At 71.5% G+C, this 14,894-nt stretch carries 15 protein-coding genes and 1 pseudogene; 12 read left to right on the top strand and 4 right to left on the bottom strand.

Annotated elements, in window-relative coordinates:
• Window positions 1-141: 141 nt before the first annotated feature.
• The 3 genes and pseudogenes from QE410_RS13350 to tsaE all read left to right on the top strand — a co-directional run.
• Window positions 142-489 (top strand): annotated as a pseudogene (locus QE410_RS13350) (holo-ACP synthase); the annotation flags it as partial.
• Between the two features lie 239 nt (window positions 490-728).
• Window positions 729-1,850 (top strand): alanine racemase, encoded by a 1,122-nt coding sequence (alr, locus tag QE410_RS13345; RefSeq protein WP_307332942.1) that lies wholly within the window; start codon window positions 729-731, stop codon window positions 1,848-1,850.
• A complete protein-coding gene (gene tsaE / locus QE410_RS13340; RefSeq protein WP_307332941.1) occupies window positions 1,847-2,350 on the top strand; it encodes a tRNA (adenosine(37)-N6)-threonylcarbamoyltransferase complex ATPase subunit type 1 TsaE in 504 nt (167 codons plus the stop codon). Before alr ends, tsaE begins: the two co-directional genes overlap by 4 nt.
• A 26-nt stretch (window positions 2,351-2,376) precedes the next feature.
• Here tsaE and QE410_RS13335 read toward each other — a convergent pair whose 3' ends face one another.
• Window positions 2,377-3,321 (bottom strand): alpha/beta fold hydrolase, encoded by a 945-nt coding sequence (locus tag QE410_RS13335; protein WP_307332940.1) that lies wholly within the window; start codon window positions 3,319-3,321, stop codon window positions 2,377-2,379.
• Between the two features lie 77 nt (window positions 3,322-3,398).
• Here QE410_RS13335 and tsaB point away from each other — a divergent pair, with 77 nt between their 5' ends.
• The 4 genes from tsaB to QE410_RS13315 all read left to right on the top strand — a co-directional run bounded on the left by tsaB (window position 3,399) and on the right by QE410_RS13315 (window position 6,500).
• Window positions 3,399-4,031, top strand: a complete 633-nt coding sequence (tsaB, locus tag QE410_RS13330; protein ID WP_307332938.1) for a tRNA (adenosine(37)-N6)-threonylcarbamoyltransferase complex dimerization subunit type 1 TsaB — start codon at window positions 3,399-3,401, stop codon at window positions 4,029-4,031.
• Window positions 4,031-4,693, top strand: a complete 663-nt coding sequence (gene rimI / locus QE410_RS13325) for a ribosomal protein S18-alanine N-acetyltransferase (protein WP_307332936.1) — start codon at window positions 4,031-4,033, stop codon at window positions 4,691-4,693. Before tsaB ends, rimI begins: the two co-directional genes overlap by 1 nt.
• Window positions 4,693-5,814, top strand: a complete 1,122-nt coding sequence (gene tsaD / locus QE410_RS13320; protein ID WP_307332934.1) for a tRNA (adenosine(37)-N6)-threonylcarbamoyltransferase complex transferase subunit TsaD — start codon at window positions 4,693-4,695, stop codon at window positions 5,812-5,814. Before rimI ends, tsaD begins: the two co-directional genes overlap by 1 nt.
• Window positions 5,815-6,059: 245 nt before the next feature.
• Complete coding sequence (locus QE410_RS13315) at window positions 6,060-6,500, top strand: hypothetical protein (RefSeq protein WP_307332932.1); 441 nt, start codon at window positions 6,060-6,062, stop codon at window positions 6,498-6,500.
• 9 nt (window positions 6,501-6,509) lie between these two features.
• Here the strand turns inward: QE410_RS13315 and QE410_RS13310 are convergent, their stop codons facing one another.
• A complete protein-coding gene (locus QE410_RS13310; RefSeq protein ID WP_307332930.1) occupies window positions 6,510-7,697 on the bottom strand; it encodes an SAM-dependent methyltransferase in 1,188 nt (395 codons plus the stop codon).
• A 309-nt stretch (window positions 7,698-8,006) separates the two neighbouring features.
• Between QE410_RS13310 and QE410_RS13305 the strand changes: the two genes are divergently transcribed.
• The 5 genes from QE410_RS13305 to QE410_RS13285 all read left to right on the top strand — a co-directional run bounded on the left by QE410_RS13305 (window position 8,007) and on the right by QE410_RS13285 (window position 13,338).
• Window positions 8,007-8,870: a hypothetical protein gene (locus QE410_RS13305; protein ID WP_307332928.1), complete on the top strand. Its 864-nt coding sequence runs from the start codon at window positions 8,007-8,009 to the stop codon at window positions 8,868-8,870.
• A 30-nt stretch (window positions 8,871-8,900) separates the two neighbouring features.
• Window positions 8,901-9,758, top strand: a complete 858-nt coding sequence (locus QE410_RS13300; RefSeq protein ID WP_307332927.1) for a hypothetical protein — start codon at window positions 8,901-8,903, stop codon at window positions 9,756-9,758.
• Between the two features lie 124 nt (window positions 9,759-9,882).
• The gene (locus QE410_RS13295; protein WP_307332925.1) at window positions 9,883-10,026 is read left to right on the top strand and encodes a hypothetical protein; all 144 of its coding nucleotides are present in this window, start codon (window positions 9,883-9,885) and stop codon (window positions 10,024-10,026) included.
• Between the two features lie 61 nt (window positions 10,027-10,087).
• Window positions 10,088-11,803: a dynamin family protein gene (locus tag QE410_RS13290; protein ID WP_307332923.1), complete on the top strand. Its 1,716-nt coding sequence runs from the start codon at window positions 10,088-10,090 to the stop codon at window positions 11,801-11,803.
• A complete protein-coding gene (locus QE410_RS13285; protein WP_307332921.1) occupies window positions 11,800-13,338 on the top strand; it encodes a dynamin family protein in 1,539 nt (512 codons plus the stop codon). The genes QE410_RS13290 and QE410_RS13285 overlap by 4 nt, the downstream gene beginning before the upstream one ends.
• A gap of 48 nt (window positions 13,339-13,386) precedes the next feature.
• On the opposite strand, the gene QE410_RS13280 is transcribed toward QE410_RS13285, so the two are convergent.
• Both QE410_RS13280 and QE410_RS13275 read right to left on the bottom strand, forming a co-directional pair.
• Window positions 13,387-14,082 (bottom strand): hypothetical protein, encoded by a 696-nt coding sequence (locus QE410_RS13280; RefSeq protein ID WP_307332918.1) that lies wholly within the window; start codon window positions 14,080-14,082, stop codon window positions 13,387-13,389.
• Window positions 14,069-14,812: an IniB N-terminal domain-containing protein gene (locus QE410_RS13275; protein WP_058230967.1), complete on the bottom strand. Its 744-nt coding sequence runs from the start codon at window positions 14,810-14,812 to the stop codon at window positions 14,069-14,071. The genes QE410_RS13280 and QE410_RS13275 overlap by 14 nt, the downstream gene beginning before the upstream one ends.
• Window positions 14,813-14,894: the final 82 nt, after the last annotated feature.

Below are 14,894 nucleotides of genomic sequence, written 5' to 3'. Positions count from 1 at the left end.
GGATGCCATGGCATCCGGCCCCCTCGTCGTTCTCGCGCGGGCGGGTGCCGACCCCGCGCGGTGCGGCGCGCGGGCGCGCGAGCGGCGGCCGAGGCCCGCGCGCACCGGCAGAATGGAGAGGAAGCCACGAGGGGAGGGCGCATGATCGTCGGAATCGGCGTCGACGTGGTCGACGTCCCGCGGTTCGCCGCGACGCTCGCGCGCACCCCGCGCCTGCTGCCGCGTCTGTTCGCCCCGGCCGAGCGCGTGCTCAAGCCGCGCTCGCTCGCGGCCCGCTACGCCGCCAAGGAAGCGTTGATCAAGGCGCTGGGAGGCTCCGACGGCGTGCACTGGACCGACATCGAGATCGCCTCCGAGGCGTCGGGTCGGCCCGTGTTCTCGTTGAGCGGCGAGACCGCCGAGACGGTCGCGGCGCGCGGCATCACCGCCGTGCACCTGTCGATGTCGCACGACGCGGGGCTCGCGACGGCGTACGTCATCGCCGAGGCGGTCGAGAGTGCTGCGCCGCCCGCGGTGGTTCCCGCATTGCAGCCCGCCGCGGCCTCGGAGAGCGGCGCAGAAGATGAGCTCGGCGCGGTCCCGGCGGTGATCCCGGCGTTGCAGCCCGCACCGACCCCGCTCGATGAGCAGGCGGGGGAGCGTGACACCGCTGCCGCCCGTCAGGCCGCGGCGGGCGGGATCGCCGAGTCCGCGGCATCCGATTCCGACATCGCCCGGAAGGACACCGCATGAGGATGCCGCGAGGAGTGCTGCGCGAAGCGGTCATCGACGTCGACGCCATCACCGAGAACGTGCGGCACCTGCGCACGCTCACCGGGTCGCAGATCATCGCGGTGGTGAAGGCCGACGGTTACGGACACGGCGCCCTGCGCACGGCTCGCGCGGCACTCGCGGGCGGTGCCGCACGCATCGGCGTCTCCGACATCGACGAGGCTCTGGCCCTCCGGCGCGCCGGTATCCGCGCGCCCCTGTTCGCGTGGCTGCACGCTCCCGGCGTCTCGTTCGCCGAGGCCGTGCGTCATGACGTCGAGCTCGGCATCTCCGACCTCGAGCAGCTGCAGCGCGCCGGCGAGGCCTGCGCCGGCGGCAGACCCGCGGCCGTGCACCTGAAGATCGAGACCGGTCTGTCACGCAACGGGATCGCCCCCGCGCAGTGGCGCACCGTCTTCTCGGAGGCCGCGCGCCTGGAGCGCATCGGGCGCCTGCGCGTGATCGGGCTGTTCTCGCACCTGTCGAACACCAGCCTCGACGACGACCGGACCGCGCTCACCCGCTTCGAGGAGGGCATCGCCCTCGCCGCGGCCGCGGGGCTGAACCCTCCGCTGCGCCACCTCGCGGCCACCAACGCGGCGATCACGCTGCCCGAGGCGCGCTTCGGCTGCGTCCGCATCGGCATCGGGCTCTACGGCGTCTCGCCGCTCGCCGACCGCACGCCCGTCGAGCTGGGGCTTCGTCCCGCCATGACACTGCGCGGAGCCGTCGCCGCGGTGCGACGGGTGCCGGCCGGCACCGGGGTGTCGTACGGCTACGACTACCGCACCGAGCGCGACACCACCCTCGCCCTCGTGCCCCTGGGCTACGCCGACGGCGTGCCGCGTCAGGCGTCGGGTCGCGGACCGGTGTCGATCGGCGGCCGTCGCTTCACCGTCGCGGGCCGCATCGCCATGGACCAGTTCGTGGTCGACGTCGGCGACCACCCGGTGTCCGTGGGCGATGAGGCCGTGCTCTTCGGCGATCCGACGCTGGGTGCGCCCTCGGCACGCGACTGGGCGGATGCCGCCGACACCATCGACTACGAGATCGTCACGCGGGTGGGTTCCCGCGTGCCCCGCCGGGAGGTCGACGCGTGAGCGTACCCATCGAACTGCTCGGGGTCCGCGAGGTCGCCGGCCCCGACGACATGCACGAGCTCGGCCGCGCGATCGGACGCGCGCTCGAACCCGGTGACGTCGTCGTGCTCACCGGCCCCCTGGGCGCGGGCAAGACGACCCTGACCCGGGGGATCGGCGAGGGGCTCGGCATCCGGGGCCCCGTGCAGAGCCCCACGTTCGTGATCGCCCGCACGCATCCCTCGCTCGTGGGCGGCACACCCCTCGTGCACGTCGACGCCTATCGGCTGGGGGCGGCGGTCGAGCTCGACGACCTCGACATCGACGTCGCCGGCTCCGCGGTGATCGTCGAGTGGGGTCGCGGCGTCGCGGAGTACCTGGCCGACACGTGGTGGGAGATCGAGATCGACCGGCACCTGGGCGGGCGCGGGGTCGACAACGCGTGCGGTGAGATCGCCGTGCACACGGTCGAGCTCGACGCCGACGCTCCGCGGACCGTCACGATCTCACGGCGTCCCTGACGAGGCCCGGCCGCCCGGGGCGGGGATCAGCCGGTGGTGGTGCGCCGAGCCCCGCGAGGGCGGGGTGTACGGGGGCGCGAAGGGCGTGGCATCCGCTCCGCCGTCCACACCTCGCGCAGGGCGTCGACGGTCGCGACGGGCTGCTCCACGTGGGCGAAGTGGCCGCTGTCGACGAGGACGCGGTCGTCGTAGTCGGGCAGGAGCGCCGCCCAGTCCCGGGCGTCGCGCTCGGCGACGAACACGTCGTGCGCACCGCGCACCGAGCGGACGGGGCAGACGATGCGCCGCCAGACGCCGTCGTCGTGGGTGAGCGAGGCGCGGGCCGCGGCGAGGAAGGACGCGGGGCGGATCTCGTCCGCGAGGGCGTCGGTGACGGAGCGATCGATGAGATCCGGATGCCGGAACAACGGTCGCGCGAGCACGCGTAGTGCGCGCGTGCGTCGCAGCAGCCGCAGCAGCGGACGCGCGAGGGGCCCGATCGCACGCAGCACCCGCATCGCCACCACCATGCCGGCCAGCCACGGCAGCCGCACGGCGCCGATGAACGGACGCCGGGTCACCGCCCGGGCACCTGCTCCGCTGGGTGAGACGACGCCGACGGCGACCGTCTCGTGCGGGAAGCGCGCAGCGACATCCAGGGCGATCACCCCGCCGAGCGAGTGCCCGATGACCCGCCATCGGGGGTAGCCGAGGGCCCGCGCGACCGCCGCGACCGCGACGGCGAGCTCCGCCGGATCGGGGACGGGGCCGGGCGTCTCGCCCCAGCCGGGCAGGTCGAGGGCGACGACGTCGGTGAGGCGGGGAGCGGTGGATGCCGAGATCATCGGCACCCACGTGGTCCACGACCCCGCCGCGCCGTGCAGCAGGATCGTCGCGACGGGGCTCCCCGACCCGCGGCCGGTGCGTACGACGAGCGGCCCGACGCCCGTCGGGACGACGACGCGGCGGAGGCCGAGCTCGGTGGCATCCATGCCGCTTCTTCGGAGCGGATGACGGGGTCGGATGCCGCCGGGGGAGCCGTGTCGGAGGTGCCGGATACGCTGGAACGGTGATCATCGGCATCGACACCTCGCTCGGCACCGCGGTCGCGGCGATCGCACGCGACGGGGAGGTGCTCGTCGACGAGCAGAGCGCGAATCCCCTCGGCCATGCCGAGGTGATCGGCGATCTGCTGCGGCGGGCGACGGCGGCGGCTCCCGCGCCGGCGCACGTCGCCATCGGCATGGGCCCGGGCCCGTTCACGGGCCTCCGAGTCGGCATCGCCGCCGCCCGGGTCTACGCGCTGGGCCGCGGGGTTCCGATCGTCCCGGTGCCCAGTCACGACGGGGTCGCACTCGGCGTTCTGCTCGGCGACGCGCTCACCCACGCCGACACCGGTCGCTTCGCCGTCGTGACCGACGCCCGTCGCCGGGAGTTCGCATTCAGCGTCTACGAGGGACTCGACGACGACGGCCTGCCGGTCCGCTTGGCCGACGCCGCGCTCAGTCCGCGCGACGACCTCGACGCCCGCCTCGCCGACCTCGAAGCGGTACGCGTCGACGCGACGAGGGTGTCGGCCGCCATGATCGCGCTCGCCGCGGCCCGCGCTGTCGACGCCGGTCGCACGCTCGCCGGCGCCGAGCCGCTCTACCTGCGCAGCCCCGACGTCGTCGCCGCGCACGCCCCGAAGCGGGTGAGCTGATGAGCACGCGCACCGCCACGGTCGCCGACCTCGACGCGATCATGACGCTCGAGCGTGCGTCGTTCCCCACCGACGCGTGGAGCGACGCGATGATGCGCGAAGAGCTCGCGTCGCCGCACAGCTGGTACGTCGTGGTCGAAGAGCTCGGGCGCGTGGTCGGCTACGCCGGTCTGCGAGCGGTGCGCGGCGCCCGCGACGCCGACGTGCAGACGATCACCATCTCCGAGTCGGCGCGCGGGCGGGGCCGCGGACGCGCCCTGCTCGGCGACCTGCTCGACGAGGCCGTTCGCCGCGGCGTGCACGAGGTCTTCCTCGAGGTGCGGGCCGACAACCCCGTCGCCCAGAAGCTCTACCTGTCGGAGGGGTTCGTCGAGGTCGGACGCCGTCCGCGCTACTACCAGCCCGACGACGTCGACGCGCTCGTGATGCAGCTCGACCTGCGCGGGTGGGCGGCGCGGCGCGTGGAGACGGCCTCTGCAGGCCCCCTGCCCCCCGTTTCGGAGTCCGCCGCGTTCCCGGCCTCTGGGCCCGGGGCGCTCCACGACGCGGAGGCTGGTGCGATCCAGGATGCGGAGACCGGAGCGCTCGAGGCCGCTGACCCCGTCGACGGGGCCGGCGCCGCCGCCTCCCCGACCCCCACCATCGGAAAGGGCTGGTGCTGATGAACGCGCCCCTCGTGCTCGGCATCGAGACCAGCTGCGATGAGACCGGGATCGGTATCGTCCGCGGCCGGCAGTTGCTGAGCAACACCATCGCCTCCAGCATGGACGAGCACGCCCGCTACGGCGGCGTCGTGCCCGAGGTCGCCGCCCGCGCCCACCTCGAAGCGCTGCAGCCCTCGATCGACACCGCCCTCGCCGAGGCGGGCGTCACCCTCGCCGACCTCGACGCCGTCGCCGTCACCAGCGGTCCCGGCCTCGCCGGGGCGCTCATGGTCGGGGTGGGGGCGGCGAAGGGACTCGCGGTCGCGCTCGACAAGCCGCTGTACGCCGTGAACCATCTCGTCGGGCACATCGCCGCCGACATCCTCGACGCCGACGCCGGCGAGCTCGAGTACCCGACCGTCGCCCTCTTGGTCAGCGGCGGCCACACTTCTCTGCTGCTCGTGCGCGATCTCACCAGCGACGTCGAACTCCTCGGCGAGACCATGGACGACGCCGCCGGCGAAGCCTTCGACAAGGTGGCGCGGCTGCTGAAGCTGCCCTACCCGGGAGGCCCCGAGATCGACCGCGCCGCGGCCGACGGCGACCCCACCGCGATCCGCTTCCCGCGGGGGCTCTCGCGCGCCTCCGACATGGCATCCCACCGCTACGACTTCTCGTTCTCGGGACTCAAGACCGCCGTCGCGCGCTGGGTCGAGCAGCACGAGGCCGCGGGTCAGCCCGTGCCGGTGGCCGATGTCGCCGCGTCGTTCCGCGAGGCCGTGGTCGACGTGCTCGTGACCAAGGCGCTCGACGCGTGCGCGCGCCACGGCGTTCCCCGCCTGCTGCTCGGCGGCGGCGTGATCGCCAACAAGCGTCTGCGCGACGTCGCCCTCGAGCGGGCCGCCGCCGCGGGGGTGGCGGTGCGCATCCCGCCGCTGCGACTGTGCACCGACAACGGCGCGATGATCGCCGCGCTCGCCGCGGAACTCATCTCGTCGGGCCGACGCCCCTCCACCCTCGCCTTCGGTGCGGATTCGACGCTCCCCGTCACCGAGATCCAGGTGGCCGAAGACGCGGATGCCGAGCCGCCGACGCCCGCGACCGTCGCCGATGCCGCGGCACCCGGGGGTGCGCCGTGACGGAGGTGCCTCCGCCGACGCGGCGCACCCGTAAGGACGCTTCGGGGTCGGCCTCGGGCGCTGCGCCGTCCGTCGACGGCGCGACACGCCCCGGGTCGGACCCGTCGTCGGCCTCCGCCCCGACGCCCGCGATCCCGGGGAGTGCGGCGGCCGCCGCGGCGTCGTATGCGCGGGTTCCGAGCGGGGCAGGGCCTGGCTCGACCGGGATGCCGGCTGCGCCCGCTCCGGGCGGAACGGGAATGCCGGTGACGACTGCCCAGGCCGGGGCCGGAACGCCGGTCGCGCCCGCCCCGGGCGGGACGGGAACGCCGGCCGCGGACGCCTCCGGGGCCGACGCGAGCCCGGGCGCGCCCTTCGTCGACGATCCCGAACGGATGCCGACGGCTCAGCTCGAGATGGCCGCGTTCGGCGATCACCTCATCCCGTACGTGCCGCCCGAACCGCCCGCGCCGCGGTCGCTCGCCCCGTGGGCGCTCGCGCTGGCGATCCTCGCGCTGACGGCATCCCTCTTCACCGGATGGCTCCTGCCCCTGGGCGTGGTCGCGCTCGTCTTCTCGGCGCTGTCGTTGCGCAGACCACGCGACAGTCGCCGTGTCGGCGGGTGGGCGCTGGCCCTGGCCGTCGTCTCCCTCGCCTTCAGCGCCGGCTGGCTGATCTGGGGCTTCTCGCAGCTCGCGGTCGTCTGAGCGGATCGATCAGACGCGGTCGGCGAGCAGCGCAAGCCGCTTGGAGCCGACGCGGGTCACGATGAGCGTCGCCGCCTCGTCGCCCCGCAGTGACAGCTTCTTGCGCAGCACGGCGGGATCGACATCGACGCCGCGCTTCTTGATCTCGAGCGTTCCGATGCCGCGGGCTCGCAGAGCCTGAGCGAGCTTCTTCGTGTCGACCGGCAGCTGCTCCCGCACCCGGAAGGTCGACACGAACGGGCTCGTCATCGCGGCATCCGAGGTCAGGTAGGCGATCCCGGTCGACAGCATGCCCGCGTCGAGGGCGCGGGCGACCTCGCCGATGAGCCGGGCGCGGATCACCGCACCGTCGGGCTCGTGCACGAAAGCGCCGAGCTCCCGGGAGTCGACGTCGGGGCTGTCGTCGGGGGCGGTGAGCTCCCACGCATCGTCGCCGCGCACCACGAGCGCCGCCCGGCGCACCCCGTCGCGCGCCAGGGCCCCCGCCCACAGCACGAGCTCGATCGTCGAACCGTCGGCGCTGATCCACTGCGCCTCCACGTCGTCGGGGATCAACGTGCGGTCGAAGCCCGGGCCGAGTTTGACCCCGCCCGGGGTGCGGCCGAGAAGCGCGAACACCCACTCGAGCGAGGGCGACCACTCGCCGGATGCCACCTGTCGCGTCTCGGAATGGCCGGCGGTGCGTCGCGCGGGGTCGAGCCACACGGCATCCACGCCGGTCAGGTCCACTTCTTCCGCGCGGGCCTGCGCGACGGTCGCGGCGTCGCCGAACGGAGCCAGGTTGTACGCGGCGATCGCGGCGGTCACCTCGTCGGCGTCGACGGCGTGCACCCGGATGCCGAGCCCCGCGAGTCCCAGCGCGTCGCCGCCGATGCCGCAGCCGAGGTCGGCGACGCGCTCGATGCCGGCCGCGCGGAACCGGCCGGCGTGACGCGCGGCGATCGGCAGGCGCGTCGCCTGCTCGAGGCCCGCCCGGGTGAACAGCATCCGCTCGGCGAACGGACCGAACTTCGCCGCGGCGCGCACGCGCAGGCGGGCTTGACCGACGACCCCGGCGACGAGATCGGGGGAGTGGCCGGCCGCCCGCAGCCGCGAGACGCCGCGTGCCGCATCGTCGGTGTTGTCGAGGGGGCCGATCTCGTCGAGCAGGCGCAGGCCCTCGGGGGTGAGCAGGGCGGTGAGCTCGGCGATGTCCACCGAACCAGCCTAGGCGGCGGGTCGGCGTCACTGCCCGGGGTCGGCGTGCGCACGGGGGCCGGACCCTCGACGGGCTCAGGTCCTCGGTCTCACACCGTGCAGGACCCTCGACGTTCTCAGGGTGGGGCCCTCGAGGCAGGCGGAGAACACGGGGATCAGCCCGGGTCCCCCACCCCCCTCCCTCGAAAACCCCGGGTTGCCCCCACCCCGATACCGGGGGTGCCCCCGATGCCGGATTCCGACGCCGTTCCTACTCTCGACAGTACGAACAGCACCTGCGGGCCGCGGCCCGGGATTGGGACGGAAGAAATGCCTACCACCGGCGACATCAACAACACGCTCAACACGGTCATCGCGGACTCGCTCAACGACACGAGCGAGGTCAACGAAGACAACTCGGTCGACATCGACGCCTCGGCGACGGACTCGTTCAACACTGACAACTCGGTCACCGACGAGAGCAGCACCACCGTCGACCTTGACGGTTCGTTCAACGAGGGCTCGTACAACGAGTCGAACGACTGGGTCGACTCCAACAACACCGACAGCTCGACGAACGACTCGGGTAACTCGACGACGGTCAACTGGGCCGACGGCTCGTACAACACCGACGACTCGGTCACCGACAACTCCATCAACGCGGGTGTCCGCGAGTACAACACGGGCTTCGGTGCATGGGGCGGCGCCTCGGCCGCCGAGTCGGGTGCCGCAGGCGGCGCCGGGCACACCGAGATCTGGAGCAGCTCCACGATCGTCGACCAGTCGGTCAACCAGAACGTGGCGGCCGACGGCGATGTCGACCAGTCGTTCGCCAACTCCTCCGTCGTCGCTTCGGGCGAGGGATCGATCGCGGCCGGTGGCAGCGTCGACTGGGACTACTCGGTCGACGAGTCCACCGACTTCAGCGCCGGCGGCGACATCAACATCGGCAACGAGACGACGATCACCACGATCACCGACTCGATGAACGAGTACAGCCTCGACTACTCGTACACCGACAGCTCCACCACTATCGACGTCACCGACTCGTTCAACGACCTCTCCGAGAACTACTCGGCCGACGGTTCGTTCAACACGACCGACACGTTCGACAGCGAGACCATCGTCGACGTCAACATCACCGCGGTCGTCGACAGCTTCAACACCGCCGACCTCAACCTGCCCCTGGCCTGAGCGCCTCGACAAGAACAAGGAGACAACATCATGGTCTGGGACATCGGAAACATCAGCGACTCCGGCAACGAGAGCTGGACGAACGTCGGTAACACGAACAACACGTCCACGACGAACAACAGCCAGAACCTCGCCGTCGACCTCAACACGGTCGGCAACGTGGACAACTCGGTGACCGACTCCTCGTCGGAGGACTGGACGATCACCGATTCGGGCAACGTCGATTCCGGCAACCTCGACAACTCGTGGGACAACTCGGGCAACACCGACGACTCCGTGAACGACTCGAACAACACGGTCGAGACGAACATCGCGGTCGACTCGTTCAACACCGACAGCTCCGAAGAGGACAACTCGATCAACGCGGGTGTTCGCGAGTACAACACCGGCTTCTCGGGCTGGAGCGGCGGCAGCGCCGGTGGCAACACGGCCATCCACAGCCAGTCGACGATCCTCGACCAGTCGGTCAACCAGAACGTCGTCGGCGGCGGCCTGACCCAGGACTTCGGCAACAGCGCCGTCGCCGCCTCGGGGGAGGGTGCCGTGGCCGCCGGTGGTGACGTGTCGATCTCGCGTTCGCTGGATGCATCGACCAGCTTCGACGCCGAGGGCGACATCAACATCGGCAACACGACCGAGATCACGACGTGGGACAACGTGGGCAACACCACCGACATCTCGGTCGAGCTCACCGACAATTCGCAGGACTGGTCGATCGACAACTCGTACAACGACGAGTCGATCAACGTCGACCTGACCGACTCGTTCAACGAGGACTTCAGCACCACCGAGTCGCAGGACTGGACCATCAACGCCGACGTCATCTGGGGTTCCGGCAATTCCGAGGTCGTCGACGTGCAGGTTCCGAACCTCGACCTCGAGGACTGAGCGGTCATCCGTATCGACCTGAACGTCTGATCGGTAGCCCTGGGCGGAACTTCCGCCCGGGGCTATCGTCGTCCCCAGATCCTTCGGCGCCGAAGCGGCGTCGAGCCAACCGAGAGGTCCTCGCGTGTCCGCACCGGCCCAGCCCACCACGACCCCCGCGCCGAACGGCGCCGCCCCCGGCGCGCAGAAGGCTCCGGCGCCGGTGCCCGGCGAGCTCACCGCCCTGGTGGAGCGAGCCCGCAAGTACTCGGCCGTGCTCGGCGCGTGAGGATCTCGCCGAGAAGCTGACCAGCACGCGCGCCCGCCTGCAGGACCCGCACGTACGGGTCGTGATCGTCGGGCAGTTCAAACAGGGAAAGAGCAAGCTGGTCAACGCCCTGATCAATGCCCCCGCCTGCGCCGTCGACGACGACATCGCCACGAGCGTCCCCACCTCCGTCGGCTACGCGGAGGAGCCGTCGGCCACGGTTCTGGTCAAGCGCGAAAGCGGGGAGTCGCACGAGATCCGACGCGTCGACATCCCCTTCGAGCGACTGTCCGACTACGTCACCGCGCGGGCGGATGAGGAGCAGGACGGCGATGTGGTGGGCGCCGAGGTGCTGCTGCCGCGTGAGATCCTCAAGGGCGGCTTGCGCATCGTCGACTCTCCCGGGGTCGGGGGCCTCGAGTCCACCCGTTCCCTCGCCACCCTGGCGGCCCTGACGACGGCTCACGCCGTGCTGCTGGTCTCCGACGCGTCGCAGGAGTACACCGAGCCCGAGATCCAGTTCCTGCGTCACGCGATGCGCATCTCGCCCAACGTCGCGGCGGTGCTGTCGAAGACCGACCTGTACCCGGAGTGGCGTCAGATCCAGCGCGTCGACGAGAAGCACCTGGGCGAGCTCGGCGTCGACATCGACGACGTCCCCGTCTTCGCCGTCTCGAGCGACCTGCGGCTGCTCGCCGCGGAACAGGGCGACCGCGAGCTCAACGACGAGTCCGGTTTCCCGGAGCTCGTGGCTCACCTGCGTCGCGACGTGCTCGGCAAGGCGGAAGACCTCAACCGCCGGGCGGCCGTCCACGACCTGATGACGGTGGCCGACCAGCTCTCGTTGGCCGTCAAGACCGAACTCAACGCCCTGCAGCACCCCGAGGACACACCGGGGATGATCGCCCGTCTCGAGGATGCCAAGGCGAAGGCCGACGACTTCCGCAGCCGGACCTCGCGCTGGCAGGTGACTCTCTCCGACGGCATCGCCGACCTGATCTCCGACACCGAACACGACCTGCGCGATCGCCTGCGCAAGGTGCAGCGCGAGGGCGAGGCCGCCATCGACGAGGGCGATCCCGGTCCGATCTGGGACCAGATCGCGGAGTGGGTCGACCAGCGTGTCAACGCCGCGGTCTCGGAGACGTTCGTCTGGACGAACGAGCGCTCGCAGTGGCTGGCCGAGCAGGTCGCCGACGAGTTCCGCATGGGCGAGGAGTCCATCCCCCTCATCGACGTGGCCGGCACCGACGGGCTGCTCGACCCCGTGGAGGAGCTGCAGCACCTCGACGACGGCAAGATGGGCGCGGCCGAGAAGATCTACATCGGCGTGCGCGGGTCATACGGCGGTGTGCTGATGGTGGGCCTCGCCACGAGCATCGTCGGGCTCTCGCTGATCAACCCGCTGTCGCTGCTCGCGGGCGTGCTCGTGGGCCGTCGCGCGTTCCGCGAAGACATGTCGGCGCGTCTGCTCCGCCGGCAGAACGAGGCGAAGAACCTTCTGCGCCGCCACATCGAAGACACCGTCTTCCAGGTGGGCAAGCAGCTCAAGGATCGTCTGCGCATCGTCCAGCGCACCGCCCGCGACCACTTCGGGTCGATCGCCGACGAGCTGCACCGGTCGTTGAGCGACTCGGTGCTGGTGGCCAAGCAGGCAGCGGCCTCGTACACCGCCGACCGCGACAAGCGCATCGCGCAGTTGCAGGCGCAGCTGCGCGACATCGAGGCGCTGCGCGGCCGGATCCCCACCGGCGAGCTCGAGGCGAAACGCCCGGCCCGCGCGGCGGTCACCCGATGAGCGCCGGGCTGAGCGAGGTCTCCCGCATCGTCGACGACGCCCTCGGCGTGTACGCCGATGACGCGGCATCCGTCGAGGTGCTGGAGTCGTTCCGCGCGCGCCTGCGCGAGCCGCTGCGCCTCGCGGTGGCCGGCATCGTCAAGGCGGGCAAGTCGACGCTGCTGAACGCCCTGATCGGCGAGCGGATCGCGCCGACCGATGCGGGGGAGTGCACGCGCACCATCACCTGGTACCGCTACGGGTCGACGGCGCGCGTCGATCTGCGGCTGCACGACGGCCGGCGCATCTCGCGCCCCGTGCGGCGCCACGAGGGTCGCCTCGTGCTCGACATGGGCGGCTACACCGCCGAAGAGGTCGCCTGGATCGACGTCGCGTGGCCGAGCGAGAGCCTGCGCTCCACGGTGCTCATCGACACCCCCGGTATCGCCTCGCTCAGCGTGGAGAACTCGGTGCGCTCGACCGACTTCTTCATCCCGAGGGACACGCCGACGGCGGCGGATGCCATCATTTACCTGCTCCGGCACGTGCACGCCGAAGACCTCAAGTTCCTCGAAGCCTTCCGTGACACGGCGGCGGGGGAGTCGCAGACCGTCAACGCCCTCGCCGCGCTCTCGCGTGCCGACGAGATCGGCTCCGGCCGGATCGACTCGCTGCTGTCGGCGGCGAAGATCGCCGACCGCTACCGCCGTGACGGCGAGCTGCGCGCCCTCGCCCTCGACGTGGTGCCGGTGGCCGGGCTGCTGGCCGAGGGCGGGCGCACGCTCCGCGAGAGCGAGTTCATCGCCCTCCGCCATATCGCACTCATGGACCGCGCCGCCCGCGACCGCCTGCTGCTGACGGTCGATCGCTTCACCCGCGCGACCGACGACACCGCGCTGAGCGTCGACGTGCGTCGCGGTCTGCTGCGCCGCTTCGGCCTGTTCGGGGTGCGGTTGGCGGCCGCGCTCATCCGCGGGGGCGCGACGACGTCGTCGGCGCTGTCGGACCGCCTCGTGCAGCAGAGCGGGCTGGTCGAGGTGCAGCGCTTCGTCGACGACCAGTTCCGCGGCCGGGCGTTCGCGCTGAAGGCGCGCGGCATCCTGGGCAGTGTGGAGCGTCTGGTGCGCGAGCGCCCGCGCCCGAACACCGCCGGGCTTCTGGCATCCATCGAGCGGCTCACCGCGCAGAGTCACGATCTGCGCGAGCTGTCGCTGCTCGCCGAGCTGCGCACGGCACCGCCCGCCCTCGACGCCGACACGCTCGCCGAAGCGGAGCGCATCGTGGGCGGGGCAGGCCTCTCGCCGGTGCGCCGGCTGGGACTCGGCGACGACGCCCCGCCGTCGGCGCAGCGCGAACGCATCGATCACCTGCTGGCCCACTGGCGCTCGCTCGCGGAGTCGCCGCTGACCGACCGCCACACCGCCGACCTGTGCCGTGGCGTCGTGCGCAGCGTCGAGGGGGCGGCATCCGGTCTTCTGACCGCGGACGCCGGCGAGGCGGGCGACGGGCGCGTCGCCGCGTCGGATGCCGTGCTCTCGGGCGGTCCGGCGGCCTAGGCGAAACGAAAGCGGCATCCGGCCCCGGGAGGATCGGATGCCGCTTCGTCAGAACTCGGCCGAGGGACTGCCGGGACTGCCGCGTCGGATGTCGTGCTTGCGTCTGGTCCAGCGCAGGGCCGCCGGGATGACCGAGAACAGCAGGCCGAGGCCGGACAGGCCGAGCTGGATCAGCAGGAGTCGATCCAGCGGGACGCCCCGGTCGCCGACGGCGACGAACTGCCGCGCGGCCAGCACCGTCACGGCGAGCAGCAGGAGGACGCCGAGCATCCACCACCGTGCGTTGTTGCGGCGGTTGTTGAACGACACAAGCGAGGTGATCTGCACCAGCAGCACCGTCACCAGCGCGCCGAAGACGCACCAGAAGACGATGTCGGCGGCGGTGCTCACGGTCTCGGCGGGCCGCGAGGCGTCGACCTCGCGCACGATGGCCTCGATGTCGGGGTCGATCGACTGCCGGATGACGAACAGGTACCCCACGGCGATGGCGCCGACGACCAGGCTCAGCACCCAGCAGATCTGCGCGAGGCGCACGCCCGCGGGGGGCGGCATCTTGACCATGACCGGTGCCGCCGCCTTGTCGTGCAGCGCGGGGCGCTCCGGCTTCGCGGCCTTGGCGGGCGGTTCGTACGGCGGCGGCGCCGGCGAGCGGCGCACCTGGGCCTGCGGGGCGGACGCGCCCGAACGGCGGGTGAGCTCGTGAGAGCCCACCCGCCGTTCCGAGGGCGTGTCAGAGGGTGTCATCCGACGTGTCTTCGATGACGACGTCGTTGCCCGAGTCGAACACGACGGTGGTGTCCTCGTCGACGGAGGTGTCGACCGTCGTGTCGGTGGTGTCGTTGAACGAACCGTCGACCGCGACATCCGTCGAGGAGTCGTTCGCGGAGTCCGTGAGATCGACGTCGGTGGAGTTGTCGGTCTCGGTGGTGGTCTCGGTCGTGTCGTTGTACGACCCGTCGATGTCGGTGTTGGTCTCGTCGTTGCCGATGTTGACGTCGTTGCCCGCGTCGATGTTCGTGGAGTTGTCGAGCGTGGTGTCCTGGTCGACGTCGTTGCCGGCCGCGACCGCCTTGTCGCCCGAGGCGACGACGGCTTCGTTGCCGAAGGTCTGGTTCACGTCGCCGTTGGCCCAGATGTTCTGGTTCACGCTCTGGTCGACGATGGTGTCGCGGTCGTCGATGTGCGTGTACGACAGCTGCGTGGTGATCGTCTTGATCTCCTTCACCACCGGATTCCACTCCGGCTTGGGTGCCACGGGCACCGGCGCGGGCTGGGTGTTCACCACCACGTGGGGCTTCTCGGCGATGACCGGGGCGACCGAGCAGACGTCCGCGTACGAGACGTTGTTCAGTCCGCGCGCCGCCATCGCGCCCTCCGGATCCTCCTCGAACTCGGCGGCGGCCTCCGGATCGCGCAGGAGGCTCAGGATGAATTCGATCAGCGCATCTGCCATGGTCGCCAGCGTGACGCTCATTGGGGTCTCCTCACGGTTGTTCCTTGGGATCGACGTTAGGTCGACGGGGTCTGTGTCCGCGTCGGGGGGAACCCCCATAGCG

It is taken from the genome of Microbacterium sp. SORGH_AS_1204, from assembly GCF_030818935.1.
Lineage (GTDB): Bacteria > Actinomycetota > Actinomycetes > Actinomycetales > Microbacteriaceae > Microbacterium.
This window is presented reverse-complemented; position numbering and strand designations above follow the sequence as displayed.

Coding starts and splice junctions, on each gene's coding strand:
- rimI (WP_307332936.1), top strand. CDS start 4,031: ATGAGCACGCGCACCGCCACGGTCGCCGACCTCGACGCGATCATGACG.
- QE410_RS13285 (WP_307332921.1), top strand. CDS start 11,800: ATGAGCGCCGGGCTGAGCGAGGTCTCCCGCATCGTCGACGACGCCCTC.
- QE410_RS13275 (WP_058230967.1), bottom strand. CDS start 14,812: ATGAGCGTCACGCTGGCGACCATGGCAGATGCGCTGATCGAATTCATC.
- QE410_RS13305 (WP_307332928.1), top strand. CDS start 8,007: ATGCCTACCACCGGCGACATCAACAACACGCTCAACACGGTCATCGCG.
- alr (WP_307332942.1), top strand. CDS start 729: ATGAGGATGCCGCGAGGAGTGCTGCGCGAAGCGGTCATCGACGTCGAC.
- QE410_RS13300 (WP_307332927.1), top strand. CDS start 8,901: ATGGTCTGGGACATCGGAAACATCAGCGACTCCGGCAACGAGAGCTGG.
- QE410_RS13335 (WP_307332940.1), bottom strand. CDS start 3,321: ATGGATGCCACCGAGCTCGGCCTCCGCCGCGTCGTCGTCCCGACGGGC.
- QE410_RS13280 (WP_307332918.1), bottom strand. CDS start 14,082: ATGACACCCTCTGACACGCCCTCGGAACGGCGGGTGGGCTCTCACGAG.
- tsaD (WP_307332934.1), top strand. CDS start 4,693: ATGAACGCGCCCCTCGTGCTCGGCATCGAGACCAGCTGCGATGAGACC.